The sequence below is a fragment of the Aquirufa novilacunae genome, assembly GCF_045310505.1.
GTDB lineage: Bacteria > Bacteroidota > Bacteroidia > Cytophagales > Spirosomataceae > Aquirufa > Aquirufa novilacunae.
Window position 1 is genome coordinate 441893 of sequence record NZ_JBEWZG010000002.1, and the last position, 24215, is coordinate 466107.

Consider the following 24215-nt stretch of genomic DNA (forward strand, 5'->3'; position numbering starts at 1 on the left):
ACCTCCCTCCATACTTCTCGCATATTTTCACAATAGTGCCTTAATTCGACCTATTGACTAAATCGCAAAGCGATGACTAAGACGAAGTCGACTAAGTCACCTAGTGACGAATACGGCGTACCGCGCCGATAACACAAAAAATGGGCGACAGAACCTGCCACCCATTTTAATTAATAACCTCCGGACTCATTTTCTCCGGACTAAATCGCATTGCGATGACTAAGACGAAGTCGACAAAGTCACGTAGTGACGACTAAGGCGCTTCGCGACGACTAGCGACTTCGTCGCTTACAAATTTCTCTTCTTCAACTCACTAACCGCAAAGTCAGCTGCACGAGCTGTCATCGCCATGTACGTTAATGATGGATTCACGCAAGAAGCTGATGCCATAACTGCACCATCTGTCATGAATACGTTTTTCACCTCGTGTACTTGGTTGTGCTTGTTTACGATTGAGTTCTTCACGGAAGTACCCATGCGCGCAGTACCCATTTCGTGGATACCCAAACCGATGTGCGTATCTTGCTTGTTGTATGCGTTGATGTTTTTGAAACCAGCCGCCTCTAACATTGTAGCCGCCTCGTTCATCATATCTTCACGCATTCTTAATTCATTTTGGCCAAATTCTGCAGAGAATTCCAATACAGGTAAACCCCACTTATCTTTTTGTGCACCTAAAACGAAACGGTTCTCTGGGTTTGGAAGAATTTCGCCAAAACCACCGAAACCAACCGTCCATTGTCCTGGGTGTGTTAAGCTCTCTTTGAACTCAGCACCGAAGCCATCTGCTCCTACGCCACGGCCCCAACCCTCGCGGCTCGCGCCACCTTGGTATCCGAAACCACGTGAATAAGAACGCTTGTCTTTGCCCCAGTTTTGGAAACGAGGAATGTATAGACCATTCGGACGATTTCCGAACATATAATCTTTTTCAAAACCTTCGATCGTTGCACTTGCACCCGCACCTAAGTGGTGGTCCATGATGTTACGGCCTAATTGATCTGAATCATTACCTAAACCTGTTTGGTAACGGTTAGACTTCGAGTTCATTAAGATCGATGTAGAACCGATTGCACCAGCGTTTACGAAGATGATTTTTGCGAAATACTCTTTCGACTCCATGGTGTTTTGATCGATGACACGAACACCTTTGGCCTTCTGCGTAGCCTCATCATAAATGATTTCAGCGGCGATTGCATTGTGAACCATCGTTAAACGACCTGTACGCATCGCTGCAGGTAAAGTCGCAGAAAGTGACGAGAAGTAAGCGCCGTAAGGGCAACCACGCATACACTTGTTACGGTAGTTACAAGAAGAGCGACCTAAATCTGTGTGTTGCTTGCCAGGCTTAGTCAAGTGAGCTACACGACCTACCGTCACTGGACGACCTAATTTCTTGTTTACGGCATTTTTGAAGTGAACCTCAGGAGCAGTCATCTGCATCGCAGGTAAGAAATCAGAATCCGGTAATACGTCTAAGCCTTCCGCTTGACCTGAAATACCAGCGAATTTCTCTACATATGAATACCAAGGAGCTAAATCATCATAGCCAATAGGCCAAGGAGTTCCGATGCCCTCTTTTTCATTTGCTAAGAAATCCTCACGGTTCCAACGGTAGGTTTGGCGACCCCATAATAAGGACTTTCCACCTGTGTGGTAAGCACGGATCCAATCGAATCCACCCTTTTTCTCGATGTAAGGATTTTGTTTATCGTTTTCGAACAAATAGCGGTGCTCTTCAGCCGGCGTATAGCCTGTACGCATACCTGCCCAATATTCTTCTGCCGCCATATTCGTAGGACGACCACGGTGATCAAACTCCCAAGGGTTTTTCATCGCTGTTTCGTATCCTTCGATGTGCTTGATCTCGCGACCACGCTCTAAAACGGCTACTTTTAAGCCTTTTTCTGTTAATTCTTTTGCAGCCCAACCTCCGGAGATACCTGATCCGATGACGATTGCGTCAAATGTTTGGCCTTTAATTGCATCTATATTCAGATTCATTTCTTTTCTAATTTATCAGATTAATACACGAAAGATTTTTGAGTCGGCTTCATGTCCGTAATCAACTCAAATTTGCCTGGAACTGGCTCGTAAACGAAGGAAGCTTGAATTCCTTTTTCCGAAGTATAGTAGCCTAAAAGCGTTAATTCTTTCATTAATCTCCAGAATGGAACGCCATTATCACCCTCTAACGTGTCTTTGTCGATGTTATCACCCACTTTAATCTTCTTCTGAGAATAGCTTCTCATTAAATCTTTTGTGTTTGATTCTAATAAAGTCAACATCGCCACTTGACTAGCCGCTGGTTGTGCTAAGAAATTAGCTTTCGCTAAGTCGTTCACACCCTTTAAGAAGCTGTTGTGTTCTGGTTTTTTGTAGCAATCTTTTAACATCAGCTCGATGAAAGCGGGAACACCTGCATCGATTGCACCTGGCGTAGACGTTCTTGGAATAATATGTTCAGCGACAGCTGAGACGATTTGACGTTGCGCATCAGTTAAACTGAAATCGGCTGCAACGATGGAGCTATTGCCTTTTCTCACATCCATGGCCATTAGTGTAGGAGCTGTGAAAGCACCCCCTACTAACAACGCGATTTGAGAGATGGCATCTCTTCTTTTCATCATGAGTTTTGTGTTAAATTGTTCTAGGTAATCGCCTAAAATGAGGCAGAAAACAAATTTAAACACAATCTTCATTATTCAAGGGCAAAATGTGATTTTTTTGCTAATTTTCTCACATGAATAAACGCACTTTCCTTAAAGCCTGCACACTTTTAGGGGTTTCGGCTCCTTGGTTTTCGTATGCCAAAACCCAAACCTCCACCTCACTCGCTTCAGACGAAGATTATTGGGAGGGCATTCGGGGAGGCTATCGCTTGAAGCCAGACTTTATTAACCTGGAAAATGGCTACTATAATATTACGCCGCAGGCCACTTTGGAAAAGTACATTCAGCATATCAGAGAAGTAAATTTGCAGGGAGCCTATTATATGCGCACCGTGCAGTTTGAAAATAAGAAACGAATCGCTGCGCGCGTTGCTCGTTTGGTGGGTTGTCCAGAGGATACCCTCGTTCTGACCCGAAACACCACCGAATCATTAGACACCATCATCAGCGGTTTTCCGTGGAAAGCAGGCGATGAGGCCATCTTTGCAATCCAGGATTATGGTGCCATGCAGGACATGTTCAAGCAGGTGGCCCGCCGTCAGGGGATCGTTTTGAAAGTCATTTCCCTGCCTACTAACCCGGCCTCAGATGAGGAGATTGTGGATTTATATGCCCAAGCCATCACCGACAAAACCAAGCTCATCATGGTGTGTCATATGGTGAATGTGACCGGCCAAATCAATCCCATTCGTCAAATCTGCGACATGGCGCACGCCCGGGGCGTTGAAGTGATGGTCGATGGTGCACACGCTGTGGCGCAATTTGAATTTAAAATCTCTGAACTGAATTGCGATTATTATGGAGCCAGTTTGCACAAGTGGCTGGCTGTTCCTCTCGGTGTAGGAATCTTGCATGTTAGAAAAGAAAAGATTGCCCAAATCTGGCCGCTGATTGCGGAGGAGGGTGTTCCTTTGACGGATATTCGGCATTTGAATCACGTAGGGACGATACCCGTCCACACGGATTTAGCGGTCGATGATGCGATTGATTTTTATGAAAAACTAGGCCCCGCCCGCAAAGAAGCACGCCTACGTTTCTTGCAAAATTATTGGACGACAAAGGTTCGCTCCATTCCCCGCGTTCGATTGCACCATCCCGCGGATCCCACGAAATCGTGTGCGATAGCAAACGTGGGAATTGAAGGGATTAAACCTTCGGTTTTAGCCGAACGCTTGTTGAAAGAATACAAAATCTACACCGTCGCGATCGATGGAGGAAATGTACACGGTTGCAGAATCACACCGAATGTCTTCACCACACTGATAGAGCTCGACGTATTAGTCAAAGCGATTAGCGAATTAGCAAGCTAACAGGGGATTTAACAGCAATGTCTTGATGCAAATCTTGCATCGAACCCGTCGTGTCATCGAACGAAAATACCTGCACGCGGTCCTCTTCCTGACTAGCCACCAAGATCATTTTACCTGATGGATCGAAGGTGAAATTGCGGGGGATTTTGGCTACGTTTTGGTGAAATACGCGGGTTAATTTCCCGTCTTTTCCCACTTTGAATACCACTACTTGATTGCTCGAAATGCGGTTAGACGCTAAAAGCCATTTGCCGTTTGGAGATAAGTGGATGTCTGCAGAACCTTTCACGCGCGCGGCCGAAGTATCAGCTGGGATGCTTTGAATCTTTTCTAGTGCCGAGCCAGCGACCTTAAACACATCCACATCAGAGCTCAATTCATTCAATAAATAAGCACGATCGCCTTTTGCGTTGAAGCGAATGTGGCGAGGTCCGTTGCCGGGAGTGAGGACGATTTCTGAACGATTTTCGTCTAAAAGCCCGTTTGCCAAAATGCGGTGCGCATAGATCTTATCCGAACCTAAATCGGTCACGAATAAGGTATTTTGATCGGGCGAAAGAGCGACCATGTGAGCGTGGGTACTGTTTTGGCGGTCTTTATTGATGCTGGATCCAGTGTATGAAATGTATTGCGCTAATGGTTTCAATCGACCTGCTGTGGTCTGAAATACACTGACGCTACCTCCCGTATAGTTTGCCGTGTAAACGGTCTTCGATTTCTCGCGGTACAAGACGAAGCAAGGATGATCGCCTCGGCTTAATTCGGTGTTGATGGGCACGTATTTCCCGTCACGTAATTCGAAAGATGAAACACTTGCTTTGCCGTCGCCCTCTTCCGAAACAGAGAACAGGTAATTGCCTGAAATCGCCTGATAGGAGGCCCCTGGCGTTGTAAGCGCGTAGCTTTTCGTCGCCTTACCCGTTTTTGCATCCCAGTTGAAGACCTCGATGCCGGGATTACCTTTGGACGTATACGAACCAATAATCAGTTGCGGAAGGAGTAAAATCGTGCTCAGGGTCATATGCTGGGAGGGATTAATTTGTAAACCACCGGGGTCACGATGCGGGATAGGAGGGTAGACGAGATGAGTCCACCGATCATCACGATTGCGAGGGGTGAAATTAAGGGGTTAGTAGAAATGGCGATCGGAATTAGACCTCCTATGGCTGTCAAAGTTGTCAGAATAATCGGTAAAAAGCGAACCTCTCCCGCTTCTTTAATCGCCTGCTCCATCGGCATTCCTTCGAATCTCAACTGGTTCGTAAAGTCCACTAACAGGATGGTGTTCTTCACCTCAATTCCCGCTAACGCAATCAGACCTACCGTAGCCACGAATGAAAGCGGTGTCCCCGTAAACCAAAGCGCTAAAAGAGCTCCTACGATGCCTAAAGGAATAACAGAAAGTACGATGAGTGTACTTTTGAAGGTCCCAAATTCAAGAATTAATACGGCTACGAAGAAGAAAATAGTCACTAAAATGATCGTCCCAAAACCACTGAAACTCTCGTTCGCGCTCTCCACTTCACCACCCATCTCGAAATGGTATCCAGCCGGCAAGACTAGCTTAGCCAGACCCTTTTCCGTTTCAGCAATCACCTCATTATTCAAATAGCCCTTCTCCACGAACGAACTCACGGAAACGGACCGATTCTTGTTCAAGTGACTGATGCTGACCGGCGAAGTTTGCAATCTGTACGAAGCTACCTGACTTAATGGAATGGCCGTTCCTTGGACATTGTTCACGTATAATTGATCAAAAACCTCGAGGCTAGGATGTTTCGGATGCGGTTTGGAGACCACGATCGCATATTCCTTGCCTTCTTTATCGGTCAGTTTCCCCAAATCAAACCCTGCCACCACCAAGCGAATCATGCGGTCAATACTCACCGTAGGAATTCCTAACATGCTCGCCTTCTCCTTGTTGATGTCAAATTTGATGTCTGATTTCAGGTTTTTCAACGGGTTTTTGACGTAGATCGTCCCCTTCGTCTCCTTCAACATCGTTTCCACACGACTCGCTATCTGGCGAAGCGTGTCGATATTGTCTCCCAAAATACGAACCTCCACAGGCGCCACCACCGGCGGGCCTTGTTCGAAATTCTTCACCTCGACGATCGCCGCCGGATAATTCGTGTATTTCGTACGGAGTTTTTCGATGACATTGATTTTCTCATCCGCACTCGTTTCATCCTGTAATTGGACGAACAAGTTGCCATAATCGGTTCTGTCGTTCAACGGAATCGCATTATAGTAGATCCGCGGATTTCCTTTGCCCACGTTTGCAGACATGTATTTTACCTCGGGAAGGCTGCGTAAATCTTTTTCAATCAGCTTTGAAACCGAATCTGTGTAGGCTAAATTCGACTGCAAGGGGCTGAAAATGTTCACCATAAATTGGGGCTTTTCGGACGCTGGGAAAAGGCTGAAACCTACCACCGGGAAAAGCTGTAAAGAGGCGACGAAAATGGCTAGGGCGACCAGCAAAGTCGTTTTAGGCCATTGAATCGCCTTATCTAATAGACGCGTGTACGAACCCGAAATCAATTTCTTCAACAAACGCATAAACAAGTTGCCCTCTGGATTTCCCTGGTGTGATTTCAAGAGGCGGCTCGATAAAAAGGGAACCACCGTCAGCGAAACGACTAAAGACGCGACGATACAGAATATCACCGCCATCGGTAAACTGCGGATGAATTCCCCAGAGGCTTCCGGTAAAAAGACCAAAGGCATAAAGGCGATGATCAAGGTTACTGTGCAACCTAAAACGGCCATTCCGATCTGATTCGTGGCTTTTAAGGTCGCATCTAATCGACTATAACCATCTCGCATCCAGCGTTCGATGTTCTCCACCACCACAATGCTATCATCCACTAAAAGACCCAGCGCCACCACTAAACCCACAATACTCAGCTGGTTTAAGCTGTAGCCCATGATATTCAGTAAAATTATACCGATGGCTAGGGAGAGCGGAATCGAAATCATCACGATAGAGGCTGCACGTAAACCGAGTGGTAAAAGCGTCAAGGCCACTAACAGAATCGCGATGATAAAGTCCTTCATCAAGCCGCTTAGACGCGTATTCACGTTTTCTGCTTGATCAAAATTCACGACTAGGTCGATGTTCTTCGGCAAGGTCTTCCTGAATTGCTCAATGACCGGCAGGTAATTGCTCTGAGTTTTCGCGATATTTTCGCCGGATTTTTGGGCGGCGGTGACGAATAAACAGCGATTTTGATTTAGTCGCGTGATGTGGTTTTCTGGGGCATAATCGAAATAGACATTCGCCACATCCCTCAGAAACACGTTTTTGCCTTGGTAGGAGAACACGATGGTATTCTTGATCTCGTCGATGTTTTGGTAATTACCGGACGTGATGATGTTATAGGATTTCGAGTTTTCTACGATACTTCCGCCGGGGATATTGGCGATTTCGCTTTGGATGGCTTGCAGCACGCGGTCGGGAGAGACTTGCATCTGCGCCATTTTTTCGATGTTTAAATCGATCTTCACCTGCGCATCTGGTAAGCCAGAAATGGTCACCTTTTTCAGAGAAGTCACCTTTTCTAAATCCTCTTGAAGGCGTTCGGCGGTGGTTTTTAATACGTCCAAAGACGCATTATTCGAGATCAGCGCCATCTGCAACACGTTCGTGCCAGAAGGGGTGGCTTTTTGAGCCTCTAATTTGATGACCTCTTTTGGCAGATCTCCTTTAATACTATTCAGCTCGCGAACGATTTCTGAATATTTCTCGTCCACATTCACGCCATACTTGTAATAGACAGCGAATACCGCTAAACCATCACTGATGCTCGTATTGATTTTACGAACGTTTTCCAGTTCATATAGTCGCTTTTCGACCGGCTTCACCACTAATTCCTCCATATCCTCCGGACTCGTTCCCGGATAAACGGCGATGATCGGGAATTGCGGGGCATTCATGTCCGGATCTTCGGCACGAGGCATCGTCATAATGGTCACGACACCCACGACGACCACCATGATGAACATGATGAGGGTAAACTGGTAATTCTTTACCGCGTAGTTAGCTATCTTCATAATTAGCGGACGATTTTAATGGCTGAACCGGCGTCTAAATAGGCGTTTCCGCTGGTGATTAGGGATTCTGCGTCCTCTAAACCGCCAGATACGAATACCTTTCCGTGGTCGATGCTGGAAATCTGGATCTTCACTTTTTGGGCTGTTTTCCCGTCTTTTGTCACGAAAACATAGCCTTCCGTGGCGTTTCCATCTAGAATCGCATCATAAGGAATCACCCAGGATTTGATCTTCTCACGAGGGGTTATTTTAGCCTTGCCAAAAAGCCCCGCCGCCAGCTTCGCTGTCGGCGCACCACTCACCCGCAAACTCACCCAAAGCGTCCCCGTCACCGGATCCACTCCCTCGGATTTAGCTAGAACGGTTCCGCTAAAGGACTTGTCGGAAACGGCATCGATCATTATCTCCGCTGGATCACCAGCCCGCGTCGCCGCCCAGTCCCGATCGCTCAAACCCACCTTCAATACCCAATTCCCTTTGTTCGCCCCGTTCAATAAAACGACCGGCGTTCCCGGACCCACCACCTGACCATCGTTGGCTAATTTCTTCAACACAAAACCCGATTTCAAGGCCCTGATTTCGGCATAACTTTGATTAAAAGCTCCCGCATTATAGGCTTCCTGTGCGATCTCCAGGCCCGTTTTCGCGTTTTGGTATTGCTCCAAAGTCGCCACGCTATCACGGTATAAATTCTTCGCTCGCGCATGATCCCGCTTCGCTTTCTCTAACATAATTTGAGCTTGCTGCACCTGAGCCTTGATTTCGGTTAGGTTCAAACTCGCTAATAATTGCCCAGCTTTCACGGCATCGCCCTCTTTGACAAAAACGTGTTGGATGACACCGCCTATTTTGAAACCCATATAGGTCTCGTCCTCCGTTGTAAAAACGCCAGAGGCCTGGATGGGGCGGGAGGTGGATTCCTGTTGCAAGGAAATCACGGAAACTGGAATGACGTCACTGGTCACCGCAACGGCTTCTTTCTTCTTCGAAGAGCAAGCGGAAAATACCGCGATGAGGGAAAATAGTAGGCAGATCTTTTTCATTAGAGTGGGTAGCTAGCAGCTTCGCGCTCGTAAGCGGCTGCGGCGATTAATACGTTGAATTGTTTTAATTGGTAGTTGATGGTCGCGTTCATCCATTGATTTCTGGCATCCACCGTTTCTAAATAGGTGCTCACGCCTTCATTATAGCCTTTTTCGATTAGACGAAGGTAAGCGGAGGCCGCCTCGTAGGATTTCGTGGAGGCTTGAAAACTCACTAAAGAGGATTGTACATTTTTCTGAGCGATTTCGGCCGCCATATTGAATTGCTTCGAGCTGAGATCGTAGGCATTTTTCGCGGAGGCAATATCGAGTTGCGTCTGCTTTATCTTGTACAGGTTACGTTTCCCGGTGAAGATGGGAATGTCCATTTGTAAGCCTAGGAAATAATAGGCGCTTTTTGAATTGATGTTTGCTAACGTCGCCTGCGAACCCAGATTCACAAAGCCATTCAACTTAGGCAAGTAGAAGGCTTCGTTCATCTTTAATACGGTCTCTTGAAGTCCAATGGATTTCGATAATAAGGCTAATTCCTCGCGAACACCAGGAGTCACCGCATAAACGGCCGTCAGGGCTTTTTCCACTTCGAAATCGATGCGAATCTCCGCGCGCAATTCGCGGTTCAACAAGAAATTAAAGTACATCTGCGCCGCTTGACTTTGTTTCGCTGCATCGGCCATTTGAGCTTGGATGTTAGCGATTTCACTATCCGAACGCAATAAATAGGCCGGTAGCCCTTTGCCATTGGCGAGTAATTTCTCGTTCACCTTTTTGCCTTCTACCGCTAGATTGAGGGCGTTGTCATATACTTTTTGAAGACCTAGACTTAATAAATATTGGAAGTAAGCCGTCTTGATCTGCTTCACTAGCTCACGCTTGTACAGGGAAACATCCTCGCGTTGCAGGCTGATGGACTGCTCCTGAATTTGCTTGTTGTAGCTGATGTCCTTGTTATAAAGCGGCATCGTGGTTTGAACTTTCACATCGTAGAAATCGCGGGGAAAGAAATTCGTTTCCACGTTAGCGATCTGCGGGAAAGCCGTGCTTTTTGTCAATGCATTCAGCGTAGAATAGACCGGATTCAACAAGTCGCCCACGGGGAATGCGATGCTCCGACCACCTTGACCACTTTGATAACCTCCTTGGAAGGCTACGGTGGGTTGATAAAGGCTTTGTGCGGTTTTCAAGGCGATCATCGCCTTCTCCACCTGAATCGTTTTTTGCTGCAGCGTGATGTTCTGTTGGAAGGCCGTGGCGACGTATTCGTCGAGGACGGACTTTTGGCCAAAAACCGGCAAGGCAAATAAAAGTAATAAGTATCTCATCTTAGGCTTTTTTCATCGTTTTTAATAACCAATCTAGCGAATCGTGCATCGTCTGCTCCATATCTTCCGCCGGAACTAATTTATCTAAGCGTTGTCTAATGGCCAGCGAAACTAAGCCATGCACCATTCCCCAAACCGCCATGGCTACCGTCTCTACTTTTGTAGAAACTAATAGCCCTTTTTGCATCGCCTCATGAACCACCATTTTTAGGGCTTCCAAAGCCTGATCGCCACTGGACCAGCCTTTTCCCATGTCATGCAAAGCACACATAGGCGCATCTTGGATAAACATTAAATCATAATATTCTGGATTTTCTAGGCCAAAATTCAAGTAATTCACCCCCATCTGGTGTAGTCTTTCGATGGGATCACTGATTAAGGTTAACGCAATATTTTGCGAAAGCATTTTCTCAAATCCTGACTCGCAGCAATGAAAAAGAATCTCATTTTTATCCTTAAAATACAGATAGAGTGTCGTAGGGCTATATTGTATCCGTTCTGCGATCTTGCGAACAGATACTTTGCTGAAGCCCTCCTCCACGAATAATTTCATCGATGCCTCTAGGATCAAGGACCGAATCTCCTGCTTCTGTTTCTCTTTTCTGGCGACTATACCCATGTTTTTTGAATTACAGCGTAAATATACTTAACAGTGTTAAGTTTTCAAAATTTAGTATTTTGCATCAAAACCAAGAAACGATGAAAATCAATTTTATCCATAAAATCCAGCACATTGGCATCCCGGTTCACAACATGGAAATCTCGATTCCTTTTTATGAACGCCTCGGCTTCGAGAATGTGATGGAGTCCCCCTTTGAATTTGACGGTGGTTTTGGCAATTGCGTGATGATGAAAAATCACGAGGTAATTGTCGAATTATACCAAATGCCGGAGAAGCAATTAGCTGAAATCAAGCAGCGCAAAGTCGGTCACATCGACCATTTCGCCATCGACGTGGAAGACGTAGATTATGCCTTCGAAGCCCTGAAGAAGGCGGGATTTGATATTATTGAACAGGAGCCCACCTTTTTAGCTTTCTGGAAAAACGGCACCCGTTTCTTCAATGTCAAAGGGCCGAGTGGCGAGATCATCGAATTCAATCAGATACTCTAAATCAGATACTCTAATGAAAGCGGCAGTTCTCGTAAAACCCTTACATATTGAACTAGGTGAGCATCCTATCCCAGTTCCGGGACCCGGTCAGTTGCGCATTCGTTTACAAGAAGTGGGCATTTGTGGCTCGGATGTACACTATTTTGGGGGACATCGCCCACTACCAGAACCCACCATCATCGGTCACGAAGGATGGGGGTACATTGACGCTGTAGGCGAAGGAGTACAACGCAATTTAGGGGAAAGAGTGGTCGTAGACCCCAATGCCCCTTGCGGAACATGCTTGTATTGCGAACGCGGCCAAGCCACGGTTTGTCCTAACAAGCGCACCATCGGCCTAAACGCCCCCGGTTGTTTCGCGGAGTACGTGCTGATTCCAGCAGATTTCGCACACCGCCTTCCGGATGCCATCGCCGCGAATGATGCGGTCACCATCGAACCCACCGCGGTTGCCTATCACGCTTTGAAAAAAGCGTCGCTCGCGAAAGGCGACGCCATTTACGTCCTAGGCCTGGGGGCCATCGGGATGTTGATTACGCACCTCGCGGTGCAACAGGGTCTGCAGGTTTTTGCCAAAGACCTAATCCCCATCTTGCAAGAAAAAGCCCATGAATTAGGTGCATCAAAAGGCGATTGGCAAGAAGCAGATGTGCGGGTGATTTTCGAATGCACTGGTTCCGCAGCGGCGACCACGCAATTAATCGCTGAGGCACCGCGTGGCGCAGAAGTCGTATTGCTGGGCCTTTCCGAAAAACAGGCAGGATTCACCCCATTAGACCTAGTTCGCAGAGGCATTTCGATCCGAGGCTCTCTGATTTATGATCATCCGGAGGATTTCCAGGCAGTTATCAGACTCATAGAGGAAGGTAAAATTCAACCGCATAAAATCATTTCAAAATACATTCCATTAGCGGAAGTTCAAGCAGGTCTTCAAGCGGCCACAGACGGACATCCAGGAAAAATTGTCGTTCAAATCGCATGAAAAATTCGATGTCCTGGCTCCAAATCGGAGTCGTCTCCCTCTGTTTCCTGTTGAATTTTAACGATGGAATCGATGTGTTGCTCGTTTCCTTTGCGGGGGAGCATATTATGAAGGAATGGGGTTTGAATAATACGGAATTAGGCTATGTGTTTTCCGCTGGTTTAGCGGGAATGACGGCGGGCTGTTTTGTGATCGCGCCTTTGGGAGATCAATGGGGTAGACGCAAGGTATTCCTGGCTAGTCTGCTTCTCATCAGTGTGGGGATGTTACTGGTTTATTTTGCTACCTCATTAACCTGGCTATTAGTTTTTCGTTTTATCACTGGTCTTGGCATTGGCGGAATTTTACCCAATCTTGCCACCGTTGCCTCCGAGTTTTCAACGGACAAAACACGTGATTTCAATGTCGGTATCGTACAGGGCGGTTGGCCTCTGGGGGCGATTTTGACGGGATTTGTGGTGGCTTGGATTTTTCCCTTATTAGGCTGGCGCGCGACCTTTTTAATCGCTAGCGCATTCTCTTTTGCGCTACTTCTGTTCGTCTATTTCTTTTTGCCAGAATCCCCCGGATTCGTGCCAGAAGCGCAACAGAATAAGACGAAGATCAAAGAACTCTTCGCTCCGGAATACAAAACTTCCACGCTCTTGTTATGGATTGCGATTTTCTTCGGATTTTTACCACTCTATACACTGATTAGTTGGGTGCCTACACTCGCGAAGCAATCCGGCATGCCGTTTGAATTAGCTACCTATGTGGGAATGACGCTTAATTTTGGCGCTTTTTCAGGGGTGTTTGTGATGGGTTTAGCCATTAGCAAATTTGGCATTAAGAAAACAATGACCCTGTTCTTTGTCATCGCTTTCGTGTTGATGAATTTCTATGGGAATGTGAAGCTGGATTATGTGGTAAATCTGTGCCTTGTTTTCTTGATAGGCTTTTTAGTGCAAGGCGGATTCAATAGTTTCTATCCGGCAGCTACGCGCATATATCCGGAGGCGATTCGGTCTACGGGTGTGGGATTAGCGATGGGAGCGGGTCGTTTTGGTGCGATACTGGGCCCTACCGTCTTTGGCCTACTTACAGATAGTGGGATGTCTGTAGCAGGTAGATTCCTGATTTTCTCGCTTCCTATACTTGTGGCGGTATTCCTATTACATCGAATCAAAAGTAAGGAACTCACCTAATAGAAAAAGGCGAACCACTGGCCCGCCTTTTTACCCTTAATCTTTCACTATAATTCGTTGATGTTGGGTAATTAGTTCATGGCGATGATATCACGCTTTACCTCCGTTTTAATCGTAAATGACTTAGATGAGATTACGTTCTTTCTGATATCAAGAACTTCCATACGGTAGCTACCATCTGCTAATCCAGCTAAATTGAATAATTTTTTCGATGTGATGTTCTCTTTGTGAATCTCATTGTTTTCTGCATCGTAGATAATCACGGTTGCACCAGCTTTCGCCTGTACAGATACCATATATTTTAATTTACCTACTGATTCGATGTTCACGGGAAGAGATAATTCTGCTCCATTAGCGGCAGAAACTACAAACAGGCTGGCTGCAAAAATGAACGCAGCAAATGTGTACTTTTTCATGATGCTTGATTTTTAATAATACTTAGGCGGAATGATTTCCGTTTGTTGTCCCAAAACTAGGCGTTTAACATTACCTCCCAATTAAATCCGCGTTAATTTTCACTTTTTCAAGAAAGTTCTTCTATAAAAAATGCAAAAACTTGAAATTGTGCAATAAATCAGAGTAGAAAAGTGAAATTTTCTGCGAAAAATATCAATGTTATGGAATTGTTAAGAAACTATAATCTCATTTAACATTTCCTTAACAAAAGCCTAACATACGCATAACGCTGACCCTTGTCGAAGGGTGTACTTTTGTGTCGAAAAAAAATCACCAGTATTCTTTTATGAAATCAATTTACAAGTACACCAATCTAATCATTCTATTCTTTACGCTCTCTGGAGCGTCTTTTGCACAAGAAGGAACCTTACGCGGAACCATTAAGGACGCTAAAACCAAAGAAGACATTATCGGAGCAACCATTTTAGTGCAAGGCATTAACAAAGGAGCTGCGACAGACATTAACGGTTTCTTCTCTTTCGCTAAACTTCCAGCAGGATCTTACTCTTTAAAGATCTCTTATGTAGGTTACGATTCTAAAATTTATGAAGGAGTTAAAGTGGAGGCAGGTCAAGTAACAGAATTGAACCTTGCTATCGAAGAAACGAGCTCGACTTTAGCTGAGGTGAAAGTCGTAGCACAACGTTTAACTAACACGGAGGTTTCAGTAATCTCTGAAATTAAAGCTTCTCAATTAGTTGTCAGTGGTATCTCAGCTGCACAAATCACGAAAACGTTGGATCGTACAGCAGCAGAGGTTGTAAAGCGTGTACCAGGTGTTACCATCTTCGGTGAACGTTTTATCAACATCCGTGGTCTTAACGAGCGTTATAACACCGTTCAATTGAACAACGCCTTCGCTCCATCAATGGAAACGGATGTGCGTTCATTCTCATTCGATATCATTCCAGCAGGTCAAATCGACCGTATTTTGGTATTCAAATCTCCATCAGCTGAAATTCCAGGTGAATTCGCAGGTGGTGTAGTAAAGATCTTTACAAAGTCTATCCCAGAAAATAATTACTTGACCTTAGACGTTTCTAGCTCATACAGAGAAGGAACGACGGGAGAGAAGTTTTTTACAACGAAAAACTCAAGCCTAGCTTGGACGGGATTTGACCAAGGGTATTTCGATTTGCCTAAATCATTTCCTATTAACAGAACGGCTTTAATCGGTTCTTCACCAGCTGGACTTGATGCGATCGGTGCATCGTTAAAAAACAATTGGCTACCTATTCAATCATCTGCTTTGCCTGATATTCGTGCCTCTCTTTCTGGTGGCCTTAAATTGAATGCTGGTGATGTAAAAATTGGAAACGTAACAGGTATCAATTACTCAAATACACGTTCAATCTTCAGAATGGAGCGTAATGATTGGGGATATTCTCAAATTGGAGCAACGGGTGAGCCAGATGAAATTTTCTCTTTCGTAGACAATCAATATTCAAACGCGATTCGTGTGGGTGTTTCTCATAACTGGTCAGCAAAGCTTCCTGGAGGATCTGTATTTGAGTTTAAGAATTTATTCAACCAATTATCTAATACGCAGTATATCCAGCGTTCAGGATTTGATAATGGTTCTAACTGGGATATTCGTTCATTTGACCAAGTTTTCCGTGGTATTTATACAGGTCAATTAACAGGACGTCATGAACTTCAAGATGGTAGCTTGAAAACAGATTGGATGGTAGGTTATAATGCAGCTTACCGTAACCAGCCAGATTACAAGCGTTTCCGCTATAATGTAGATGGGACTAATTCAAGTTTATTTATTCCAAATGGTGCGGCACAAACATTTATTTTAGGTCGTACGTACATCAACATGGATGAGAGTTCTTATACTGGTGCATGGAATTTGGATAAGCGAGTTAAAGTAGGTTCAGATAAGGAATTAGACTTTAAAACAGGTTTATTCTATGAGGATAAGGTACGTAATTTCGGAGCTAGAAATATTGGTTACGTAAAATCAACCCCTACCTTCCAAACGACTTTACCAATCGATCAATTATTCTCTCCACAGAACTTTAATTCATCTACTGGAATTAAAATTGACGAGCAAACGAACCCGAATGACTCTTACAAAGCGACGAATAATTTAATTGCAGCTTATGCCTCAGTAAATTATGCAATTGGTAAGAAATTCAACGCTATTGCGGGTGTACGGGCAGAACAAAATAGCCAAAAATTAAACTCTGCTGACTTAGTAGGTAAGGCAATTAACTATGACAATACGCGCTTAGATTTATTGCCTTCATTGAACTTAACCTATAACTTCTCTGAGAAATCACTTCTTCGTTTAGCCTATGGTAAGACATTGAATAGACCTGAATTTAGAGAGCTTGCTCCTTTCTCTTTCTATGATTTCGTAAATAATAGAACGGTATCAGGTAATCCAACGTTGAAAAACGCAGATATTCAAAACTTTGATTTCCGTTATGAATTCTATCCAACGCCTTCAGAGTTAATTAGTATTGCTGCATTCTACAAGGACTTTACTAATCCAATTGAGGTTGTGTTCGCTTCAGGTGCTAATCCAATTCTTAACTTTTCAAATGCTAAATCGGCTTATTCAACAGGTTTAGAAGCAGAATTTAGAAAGAACTTAAACGCAGCAAATCCATCATCGTTTTTAGGTAAAACAAGTTTAGTATTTAACGGAACTTACATTATCAGCCGTGTTAAGTTAGACGATGCTGTGGCAAAAGATCAATCAGATGATCGTCCATTACAAGGTCAATCACCTTATATCATCAATGCTGGATTGAACTATAATGATGCGAAAAAAGGCCTTCAGCTTAACCTAAATTACAATGTTATCGGTAAGCGTATTTTCGCTGTTGGTAACAACTTTGGTTCACCTTATCCAGACTGGTTTGAAATGCCTCGTAACGTAATTGATTTCAATTTCTCGAAGCAAATTTCAAAGATGTTAATGATCAAAGGTGGAGTTAGTGACTTGTTAAATCAAGGTAATACCATCTTACAAGACGGTAACCAAGATCAAGTTTTTGACAGAAACCAAGACCAAATCATTCAGAACTATGCACCAGGTCGTGTAGTATCCCTAGGAATTATCGTATCACCTTTTAACTAATAAATAAATTTCAACTAAATTTTAATTAAACACAAAATGAAACGCTTACAAACAAACATGTTTAAAGTTTTCGCGATGTTAGCTCTAGTAGTAGTAACATTAGCGGGATGTTCAAAAGAGGACGAAGTGTTCCCTTTACCTACAGTTTCTACTTCAGGAACTTTCGCTGGAACTCCAGGTTCTACAGTTACAGTAAAAGCAACAATTAATGCTCCTGCTGGTATTAAGTCTATCACAGTTTTGAAAAACGGTGCGGCTTTTGATTCTAAGATTTTAGCTGGTGAAAAAACGTATGAGTACGTAAAGGATTACGTTGTTGAAGGCGCTGCTGGAACAACAGTTAACTTTACTATTCAAGTAACGGATAACCAAAACCAAGTTTCTACTTTAGTAGCGATCCCTGTTGCAGTTTCTGCCATCCCTCCTAAGACGATTGTGGATGTAGAAGGTGTTATCGAAGGTAACGTAACTTGGACAGCTAACAAAATCTACCGTCTAAAAGGATATGTTCGTGTAGGTGAGGAAGCTGTGTTTGGAACTATTTCAAAAGTAGGTGTTCTTACCATCGAAGCTGGTACTGTAATCATTGGAGACAAGGCTACAAAAGGTACTTTAATCGTTCAACGTGGTTCTAAGATCAATGCTATCGGAACTGCTGCTGCTCCTATCGTATTTACTTCTGCTGAAGGTGTAGGTTCTCGTGCTCCAGGTGATTGGGGTGGTGTTGTAATTTGCGGTAAAGCTCCGAATAACTTGACTGGTACAGTTGAATTAGAAGGTGGTTACAAAGGATTCCACGGTGGTACTGTGGCTGATGATAATTCAGGTACTTTGAAGTATGTACGTATTGAGTACGGTGGAATTCCTTTAAATCCAAACCAAGAGATCAACTCATTAACAATGGGTTCAGTAGGTTCAGGTACTACAATTGAGTATATCCAAGCTTCTTATGGATTGGATGATTCATTTGAGTGGTTCGGTGGAACTGTAAACGCGAAGTATTTGATCGCTTACAAAGGCACGGATGATGATTTCGACGTAGATAACGGTTTCTCTGGAAATGTACAATTCGGTTTAGGATACCGTGATGGTAACTTAGCGGATGCTTCTGGATCAAATGGTTTTGAGGTTGATAATAACTCAAACGGTGATGCTGCAACTCCATTTACTTCAGCGACTTTTGCAAATATGTCAATCGTAGGACCTATCGGAACTTCTTCTGCTTATGCTGATAACAACTTCCAAAATGGTGCTCAGTTACGTCGTAACAATAAATTGAAAGTTTACAATACGTTTATCACAGGTTACCCAACTGGTTTATACATTGATAGCCAAAAAGGTAGTGCAAAAACTAACGCAGCTAACGGCGACTTAATTGTGAAGAACGTAGTTATTGCGGGTACAACAGGTATTACTGGTGCATTCAAGTCATTAAACGCAAACGTTTATGGATTCGGAGTAGCTGTAGCTGACGAAGAGCAAATTGCTAAGACTGGTGCTTCTGGTACAGTTGCGACAAAGCCTATCGAAATCGGTGCAGGTGTTAAGGCATCTGATTGGTTCAAAGCAATCGCAGGAAATAAGGTATTAACTTCTACAGCTAATACAGGTATCTCTTCAGCTTTATGGTCTTCACGTCCTACATTAACTTTAACTGCTGGTACTTCAGAGTCTTTAATCGGAACTGCTTTACCTACGTTAACTGGTATGACTGCAACGGATTATATCGGTGCATTCAAGGATACAGACTGGACTTCAGGTTGGGCTGAATATTCTCCTAACTCAGTTCTTTACATCAAGTAAGAATTAAACTAAAGGGCCACCTGTAACACAGGTGGCCCTTTTTTATACACCAATGAAAAAGATACTCGCACCAATATTCATTAGTTTATTTATTTTTTCAGCCTGCCATTCGAAAGACGAGGTAGAATATTACTTCTCAGATGCTGAACGAGATACGCTATTAACCAATGTGATAACCTACGTTTCAGAAAATGCAACTTACGCAAATATAGACACGAGGTTTCAAAAGAAATTTAGAGCAGAATATGTGAGCCGTTTGCCGCTTTACCATTTTGTCAAATTGACCAAATTAGAAAACGGAGAATGCTACTTTTTGCTTAGTCGCCCAGTGGCTAATTTGAAGGAATTACGTCGAGGCGTTGTAGGTAAGTTTACTTTGAAAGAAGGAAGCTTGCAGCCAGAAAATTTTGAGGAAGTGGTAAATACACCCCATTACTCAGAGGAATTAGTGGTAGAGAGAGGAAGTTTTCTTTTCAAAGAATTAATCAAAAAAGGAAACCTCAATGAGTATTTAAAGATGGAGCATTATGTGGAGTGGCCTGATCAATACTTGAAATACGATAAAGAAAAGAAGACCTGGGTCTCTACCGGGGCACTTTAAGATAATATATTGGTGTAATACAGAAAATGCTGAGGGGAATCCCCTTAGCATTTCTTGTTTTATTGATATGATAATCTGATGTTTACATTTAGTTTATGCTAATAAATTAGCTTTGGCTTTCTAAACAAAAATATGAACAAACTATACACTTTACTTCTAATTTTATTTGCCGTTTCTTTCTCGGCTACAGCACAAAAAGATTCCGATGCACGCGTCATTGTCATCACCACGGATGGTTACCGCTGGCAGGAATTATTTAATGGAATCGATACATCCATTGTTAAAATTAAGCGCTTTCACCACGGTGATTCGGCTCGATTAATTCAGCAATATTATGCGCCTACCTTGAAGGATAGACGGGAAAAGTTAATGCCTTTCTTCTGGGGTAAGTTAGCTGCCGCTGGTCAACTACACGGGAATAGAAACGAAGGTAGTCAAGTGGATAATGCGAATCCATATTGGTTTTCTTATCCAGGTTATAGTGAGATCTTAACCGGCCAAGTAGATACGGCTGTCAACTCGAACGAATACAAACCTAATCCGAATACGAACTTCTTCGAATACCTGAACTCGTTGCCAGCCTACAAAGGAAAGGTGGCGGCTTTCGGTGCCTGGGATGCTTTTGATCGTATTTTGAATGAAAAAAGAGCGGGATTCCCGGTTGTGAATGCATTTGATTCTTATCCAGAATTAGAGAAGGATCCAGAAATGAAGATGCTGGCTAACATGTTAAAAGAAACGTTCAAGCCTTTTGGTATGGCTGAATCTATTGATGTATTTACTCATTACAAGGCGATGCATTATTTGAAAAAGAATAAGCCTAAGGCCTTATATATTTCTTATGGAGAGACAGATGAATTTGCGCATGAGGGGGCATATAATCATTACCTTGATGCGGCACATCAATTCGATGCGTGGGTAGGAGAGATTTGGGATTTTGTAAATACTGATCCAGATTACAAGGGTAAAACTACCTTGTTAATTACGACTGATCATGGTCGTGGAGATGCGATTAAAGCGCAATGGACATCGCACGGGAACAAGGTGAAAGATTGCTACCAGATCTGGTATGCGATGATTGGGGCAAATGTACCCGCTTTAGGGGAGGTTAAATCTAGGGAGCAAGTATTCCAAAAAGATCTGATTCACAAGGCTGCTAAGGCGATAGGTGTTAATTTTAAAAGCGTGGTGAAATAGGGATTTAACAATTCCTTAACATGGGTAATGTAAATGCGACTTACCTTAGTAAATTGATTTTTTATATTAAACATATTTTTATGTTCGGATTAGATCCTACGTTGTTCTTCCTACTGTGTTTCTGCTTATTAGCCGCATGTGCTTTTGAATTTGTGAATGGTTTTCACGATACGGCAAACGCAGTAGCCACTGTTATTTATACCCACTCTTTGCGTCCTACGCAGGCAGTTGTTTGGTCAGGATTCATGAACTTTTTAGGTTTATTAACGGGAGGCGTAGGTGTGACCATGAGTATTATTGGCCTGCTCCCTACGGAATTGCTCGTCGATACCAATGTGTATCATTCCATGGCCATGGCCCTTTCATTGCTTATATCAGCGATTATTTGGAATCTAGGAACGTGGTATTTTGGTATTCCGGCTTCTAGCTCTCATACCTTGATTGGTTCCATTATTGGTATCGGATTAGGTCATGCCTTATTGCCAGAAGCTTCGAATAAAGGTATTTCAGCCTTGAATTGGGATAAAGTAATTGAAATCGGACAAGCCCTTTTATTGTCGCCTTTGTTTGGTTTTGCCTTGGCGATTATCTTGATGTACATCCTAAAGAAGACGGTTACGAATAAGGAGATATTTAAAGAGCCAAAGAAAAAGTCACCACCACCCTTATGGATTCGTTCATTACTTATCGCTACTTGTACCTTGGTTTCTTTCTTTCACGGAAGAAATGATGGCCAAAAAGGTATCGGTTTAGTGATGGTGATTTTGATCGCCTTCTTACCAGGCTATTTCGCGATTAATACGACCTTAGATATGCAGATGGTGAAGTCAAGTTTAGCTACGGTTCAAACGGTGACGGCTAAGATTGACACCATTCCTTTATCGGAAAAGGAGCGCGGTAATTTAGCTGATTTGAAACATTCAGCTTCAGATTTAGCAATCATCACGTCTCAAAATTTAACTCCAGCTACGTTAACTACGGATCAAAAATTTGCTATCCGTAAAGCGGCTTTAACGATTAATAAGCACTCGAAAAAATTGATTGAGAGTGAATCGGTAGCGCTTTCAGAAAATGATAAATCGGCTTGGAAAAAAGCAACAGCAGGTTCAAAAGCTCCCTTTTTTACTTTTGGAGCTTCATCTAGCACTGGCATTGCAGGTGTAACGGACTTTGCTCCTAATTGGGTCATGTGGATGGTAGCCTTGTCATTAGGCTTAGGTACCATGATCGGTTGGAAACGTATTGTAGTAACCATCGGAGAGAAGATCGGTAAAGACCACTTGACTTATGCGCAAGGTGCCTCTGCTGAATTAATTGCTTCTTTAACTATTGGGTTAGCGACCGCTTATAAGTGGCCTGTAAGTACAACACACGTATTGAGTTCAGGTATTGCCGGAACGATGGTAGCACAACGTGGTATTAAAAACTTGCAAGGTGATACCGTGAAGAACATCGTCCTAGCGTGGATTTTAACCTTGCCTGTAACGGTTGTTTTATCAGCTGGTTTGTTCTTATTCTTCCGTTGGATTACGGGATAAGATTCCTTTGAAATAAATCCACGATCCGGCAGAAAGGGCAAGTCCCACGAAACCGAGGACCGTGATCCAAGAGAAAAAGAGTTGCGGCAGGTTCCAATTTGGAAAAATAAAGCCTGCCGCAATTAACAATACATTGTATCCTAAGTAGCCAATCGAGTCTACGATATACATCAAAAAACCGATATTTGCTTTGTGTCTCGTGATTGCAATCATGCGTTCGAATACAGACGTTGTAATTGTTAAATAAGGTAAGTATATACCGAATCCGGTTAACACAATTAACCAAAAGCTATTTAAGCCTTCTTTGCCCCAAAGTCCCGCAATCACCAGTAAAACATAGCCTAAAGCGATGGCGCCTAAGCTGATAAAAAAGGCCGCATAATTTCGCTTGATTAAGACTAAACTTCCATTGATTACCAAGATTCCCACTGTTACCCAGATCTCCGTTTGAGAATAGATAGAAGGCACTCCTTGGTAGCCTAGATACTGCCAAATTTCTGGCGCAAAATCCGATCGAATACCTCGTAATAAAGACGCAAAGAGATACAGCAAAGCAATGGAAAAAATCCCAGGCCATAATTGCTTGACTAATTGTACGCGGTCTTTTTGGGTCATGGGTTGACGCTCCGATCGATCTGCTATTTCTTCTGCTGTAGGACGTGGAATCATCGTGAGCATCCATACGAAAAATAGAAAGGGTAGCGCATAAATTAAACCCGCCGCAAAAGGCATCCAGTTTTCTGGTACACCATAATTCAATAAGGAGACGCCTACTGATTTAGAGACTCCATCCGCCAAAATGAAACTGCTACCTAGTGCCGCGATAAATAATTCGGTATTCTTTTTGCCCTCTAGAAAGCCTTGTATGTAGCCGAAAATCATGCCCAGCGGGAGGCCGTTGATCAATAGAAAGAGTAGGTTAAAAGGTTTTGGCACTAATCCAAAACCTAGTAATGCGAGTTCTGCAACGACAATACTGAGAATTATAGCTCTTGCTCTTTTCTCCCAGGTGATAGAGGATACAAAGAAGATGCCACACCATTTCGAGAGCATGTAGCCCGCAATTTGGGAAGAGATGAGGATGGATTTCCAATGGATGCCCATGAAAAACTGTTCCTCATAGGTGCCTGCGGTAAAAGGTTTGCGAAATCCGTAAACGCAAAAATAACAGCCAAAAGCCGCGACCATCGACCAAGCCGGATGCCAAGTCCATTTATTCTGATTTGCCGCTATCATTTCAGATTTTCCCTCAGTAGTTCCGCATAAAATTCGATAGGCTCTACCGGAAGATTCGGAATCTTAGCTAGGTCATCAAAGCGACGTAAACGGACCGCATCTTGATAGAAAGGATTCGATTCAAATGCCTTGCATTCGATAGGGGACATGGGTCCACCCTGTAATTCCAAACTGATAACCGAGGGCTCACTTAACAAGGCAAAATAATCTTCCTCCACCGCACACAAATAGCGCTTTGCGGCCACATGTAAATGCACAGGTTCTGACACCGCTGGAACGAAATATTTTTGTAGAAAACGATAGCCTAATTCCTCGTGCAAATCATCAATTCCTTTCTCCGGCGCATCATCTGGAAGTGCATGCAATAAGTGCCCCACATCGTGAAGTAGAGAGGCAACCACTAAACTGCTCGGCGCTCCTTCTGCCATCGCTAAATGTGCGGATTGCAAAGCATGCTCCCCTTGGGTAACAGGTTCTCCTCCATATTCCGAGTCACCTTGCTCATTAAACAGTTGAATGATTTTTAAAACGGGATCTTTCATGGCGTATTTCTTTCAAATATTCTGTAAATTAGGCCTATTAAAAAGCCTAAAAAAGCCATTTTGGGC

19 protein-coding genes are annotated in these 24215 nt (G+C 43.6%); 9 read left to right on the plus strand and 10 right to left on the minus strand.

Annotated features, from left to right (window positions below; translation table 11 throughout):
• Nucleotides 1–288: 288 nt before the first annotated feature.
• Together V7S74_RS07215 and V7S74_RS07220 are read right to left on the minus strand one after the other, a co-directional pair.
• Nucleotides 289–2004 carry an FAD-dependent oxidoreductase gene (locus tag V7S74_RS07215; protein ID WP_406778103.1) on the minus strand — a complete coding sequence of 572 codons (1716 nt, stop codon included), beginning with the start codon at nt 2002–2004 and terminating at the stop codon, nt 289–291.
• Between the two features lie 20 nt (nt 2005–2024).
• Complete coding sequence (locus tag V7S74_RS07220) at nt 2025–2630, minus strand: gluconate 2-dehydrogenase subunit 3 family protein (protein ID WP_406778104.1); 606 nt, start codon at nt 2628–2630, stop codon at nt 2025–2027.
• Between the two features lie 113 nt (nt 2631–2743).
• Here V7S74_RS07220 and V7S74_RS07225 point away from each other — a divergent pair, with 113 nt between their 5' ends.
• Nucleotides 2744–3982, plus strand: coding sequence for an aminotransferase class V-fold PLP-dependent enzyme (locus V7S74_RS07225; RefSeq protein ID WP_406778105.1), 1239 nt, complete (start codon nt 2744–2746; stop codon nt 3980–3982).
• On the opposite strand, the gene V7S74_RS07230 is transcribed toward V7S74_RS07225, so the two are convergent.
• The 5 genes from V7S74_RS07230 to V7S74_RS07250 are packed head-to-tail and all read right to left on the minus strand — an operon-like array spanning nt 3963 to nt 11022.
• Nucleotides 3963–5003 (minus strand): lactonase family protein, encoded by a 1041-nt coding sequence (locus V7S74_RS07230; RefSeq protein ID WP_406778106.1) that lies wholly within the window; start codon nt 5001–5003, stop codon nt 3963–3965. The two genes, V7S74_RS07225 and V7S74_RS07230, sit on opposite strands and share 20 nt — an antisense overlap.
• Complete coding sequence (locus V7S74_RS07235; RefSeq protein WP_406778107.1) at nt 5000–8038, minus strand: efflux RND transporter permease subunit; 3039 nt, start codon at nt 8036–8038, stop codon at nt 5000–5002. The genes V7S74_RS07230 and V7S74_RS07235 overlap by 4 nt, the downstream gene beginning before the upstream one ends.
• A gap of 2 nt (nt 8039–8040) precedes the next feature.
• A complete protein-coding gene (locus V7S74_RS07240) occupies nt 8041–9081 on the minus strand; it encodes an efflux RND transporter periplasmic adaptor subunit (protein ID WP_406778108.1) in 1041 nt (346 codons plus the stop codon).
• Entirely contained in the window at nt 9081–10403 is a 1323-nt protein-coding gene (locus tag V7S74_RS07245; protein ID WP_406778109.1) for a TolC family protein, read from the minus strand. Before V7S74_RS07245 ends, V7S74_RS07240 begins: the two co-directional genes overlap by 1 nt.
• 1 nt (nt 10404) lies before the next feature.
• Nucleotides 10405–11022 carry a TetR/AcrR family transcriptional regulator gene (locus V7S74_RS07250; RefSeq protein WP_406778110.1) on the minus strand — a complete coding sequence of 206 codons (618 nt, stop codon included), beginning with the start codon at nt 11020–11022 and terminating at the stop codon, nt 10405–10407.
• An 80-nt stretch (nt 11023–11102) separates the two neighbouring features.
• Between V7S74_RS07250 and V7S74_RS07255 the strand changes: the two genes are divergently transcribed.
• The 3 genes from V7S74_RS07255 to V7S74_RS07265 are packed head-to-tail and all read left to right on the plus strand — an operon-like array spanning nt 11103 to nt 13682.
• Nucleotides 11103–11516, plus strand: coding sequence for a VOC family protein (locus tag V7S74_RS07255; RefSeq protein WP_406778111.1), 414 nt, complete (start codon nt 11103–11105; stop codon nt 11514–11516).
• A gap of 13 nt (nt 11517–11529) precedes the next feature.
• Complete coding sequence (locus tag V7S74_RS07260) at nt 11530–12498, plus strand: zinc-dependent alcohol dehydrogenase (protein WP_406778112.1); 969 nt, start codon at nt 11530–11532, stop codon at nt 12496–12498.
• The gene (locus tag V7S74_RS07265) at nt 12495–13682 is read left to right on the plus strand and encodes an MFS transporter (RefSeq protein ID WP_406778113.1); all 1188 of its coding nucleotides are present in this window, start codon (nt 12495–12497) and stop codon (nt 13680–13682) included. The genes V7S74_RS07260 and V7S74_RS07265 overlap by 4 nt, the downstream gene beginning before the upstream one ends.
• Before the next feature lie 71 nt (nt 13683–13753).
• Here the strand turns inward: V7S74_RS07265 and V7S74_RS07270 are convergent, their stop codons facing one another.
• Nucleotides 13754–14098 carry a hypothetical protein gene (locus V7S74_RS07270; protein ID WP_406778114.1) on the minus strand — a complete coding sequence of 115 codons (345 nt, stop codon included), beginning with the start codon at nt 14096–14098 and terminating at the stop codon, nt 13754–13756.
• A gap of 326 nt (nt 14099–14424) precedes the next feature.
• Between V7S74_RS07270 and V7S74_RS07275 the strand changes: the two genes are divergently transcribed.
• From V7S74_RS07275 to V7S74_RS07295, 5 genes are all read left to right on the plus strand, one after another.
• Entirely contained in the window at nt 14425–17232 is a 2808-nt protein-coding gene (locus tag V7S74_RS07275; protein ID WP_406778115.1) for a TonB-dependent receptor, read from the plus strand.
• 36 nt (nt 17233–17268) lie between these two features.
• Nucleotides 17269–19035: an Ig-like domain repeat protein gene (locus V7S74_RS07280; RefSeq protein ID WP_406778116.1), complete on the plus strand. Its 1767-nt coding sequence runs from the start codon at nt 17269–17271 to the stop codon at nt 19033–19035.
• Nucleotides 19036–19087: 52 nt separating this feature from the next.
• The gene (locus tag V7S74_RS07285; RefSeq protein WP_406778117.1) at nt 19088–19636 is read left to right on the plus strand and encodes a hypothetical protein; all 549 of its coding nucleotides are present in this window, start codon (nt 19088–19090) and stop codon (nt 19634–19636) included.
• A 132-nt stretch (nt 19637–19768) separates the two neighbouring features.
• The gene (locus V7S74_RS07290) at nt 19769–20833 is read left to right on the plus strand and encodes a phosphoglyceromutase (RefSeq protein ID WP_406778118.1); all 1065 of its coding nucleotides are present in this window, start codon (nt 19769–19771) and stop codon (nt 20831–20833) included.
• 80 nt (nt 20834–20913) lie between these two features.
• Nucleotides 20914–22371 (plus strand): inorganic phosphate transporter, encoded by a 1458-nt coding sequence (locus V7S74_RS07295; RefSeq protein ID WP_406778119.1) that lies wholly within the window; start codon nt 20914–20916, stop codon nt 22369–22371.
• Here the strand turns inward: V7S74_RS07295 and V7S74_RS07300 are convergent.
• On the minus strand, nt 22345–23607 hold the full coding sequence (locus tag V7S74_RS07300) for a DUF5690 family protein (protein ID WP_406778120.1): 1263 nt from the start codon (nt 23605–23607) through the stop codon (nt 22345–22347). The two genes, V7S74_RS07295 and V7S74_RS07300, sit on opposite strands and share 27 nt — an antisense overlap.
• On the minus strand, nt 23604–24149 hold the full coding sequence (locus tag V7S74_RS07305; protein ID WP_406778121.1) for an HD domain-containing protein: 546 nt from the start codon (nt 24147–24149) through the stop codon (nt 23604–23606). The genes V7S74_RS07300 and V7S74_RS07305 overlap by 4 nt, the downstream gene beginning before the upstream one ends.
• Nucleotides 24150–24215: the final 66 nt, after the last annotated feature.

Coding starts and splice junctions, on each gene's coding strand:
- V7S74_RS07305 (WP_406778121.1), bottom strand. CDS start 24,149: ATGAAAGATCCCGTTTTAAAAATCATTCAACTGTTTAATGAGCAAGGT.
- V7S74_RS07220 (WP_406778104.1), bottom strand. CDS start 2,630: ATGATGAAAAGAAGAGATGCCATCTCTCAAATCGCGTTGTTAGTAGGG.
- V7S74_RS07250 (WP_406778110.1), bottom strand. CDS start 11,022: ATGGGTATAGTCGCCAGAAAAGAGAAACAGAAGCAGGAGATTCGGTCC.
- V7S74_RS07290 (WP_406778118.1), top strand. CDS start 19,769: ATGAACAAACTATACACTTTACTTCTAATTTTATTTGCCGTTTCTTTC.
- V7S74_RS07230 (WP_406778106.1), bottom strand. CDS start 5,003: ATGACCCTGAGCACGATTTTACTCCTTCCGCAACTGATTATTGGTTCG.
- V7S74_RS07270 (WP_406778114.1), bottom strand. CDS start 14,098: ATGAAAAAGTACACATTTGCTGCGTTCATTTTTGCAGCCAGCCTGTTT.
- V7S74_RS07215 (WP_406778103.1), bottom strand. CDS start 2,004: ATGAATCTGAATATAGATGCAATTAAAGGCCAAACATTTGACGCAATC.
- V7S74_RS07265 (WP_406778113.1), top strand. CDS start 12,495: ATGAAAAATTCGATGTCCTGGCTCCAAATCGGAGTCGTCTCCCTCTGT.
- V7S74_RS07275 (WP_406778115.1), top strand. CDS start 14,425: ATGAAATCAATTTACAAGTACACCAATCTAATCATTCTATTCTTTACG.
- V7S74_RS07255 (WP_406778111.1), top strand. CDS start 11,103: ATGAAAATCAATTTTATCCATAAAATCCAGCACATTGGCATCCCGGTT.
- V7S74_RS07280 (WP_406778116.1), top strand. CDS start 17,269: ATGAAACGCTTACAAACAAACATGTTTAAAGTTTTCGCGATGTTAGCT.
- V7S74_RS07240 (WP_406778108.1), bottom strand. CDS start 9,081: ATGAAAAAGATCTGCCTACTATTTTCCCTCATCGCGGTATTTTCCGCT.
- V7S74_RS07235 (WP_406778107.1), bottom strand. CDS start 8,038: ATGAAGATAGCTAACTACGCGGTAAAGAATTACCAGTTTACCCTCATC.
- V7S74_RS07245 (WP_406778109.1), bottom strand. CDS start 10,403: ATGAGATACTTATTACTTTTATTTGCCTTGCCGGTTTTTGGCCAAAAG.
- V7S74_RS07295 (WP_406778119.1), top strand. CDS start 20,914: ATGTTCGGATTAGATCCTACGTTGTTCTTCCTACTGTGTTTCTGCTTA.
- V7S74_RS07260 (WP_406778112.1), top strand. CDS start 11,530: ATGAAAGCGGCAGTTCTCGTAAAACCCTTACATATTGAACTAGGTGAG.
- V7S74_RS07225 (WP_406778105.1), top strand. CDS start 2,744: ATGAATAAACGCACTTTCCTTAAAGCCTGCACACTTTTAGGGGTTTCG.
- V7S74_RS07285 (WP_406778117.1), top strand. CDS start 19,088: ATGAAAAAGATACTCGCACCAATATTCATTAGTTTATTTATTTTTTCA.
- V7S74_RS07300 (WP_406778120.1), bottom strand. CDS start 23,607: ATGATAGCGGCAAATCAGAATAAATGGACTTGGCATCCGGCTTGGTCG.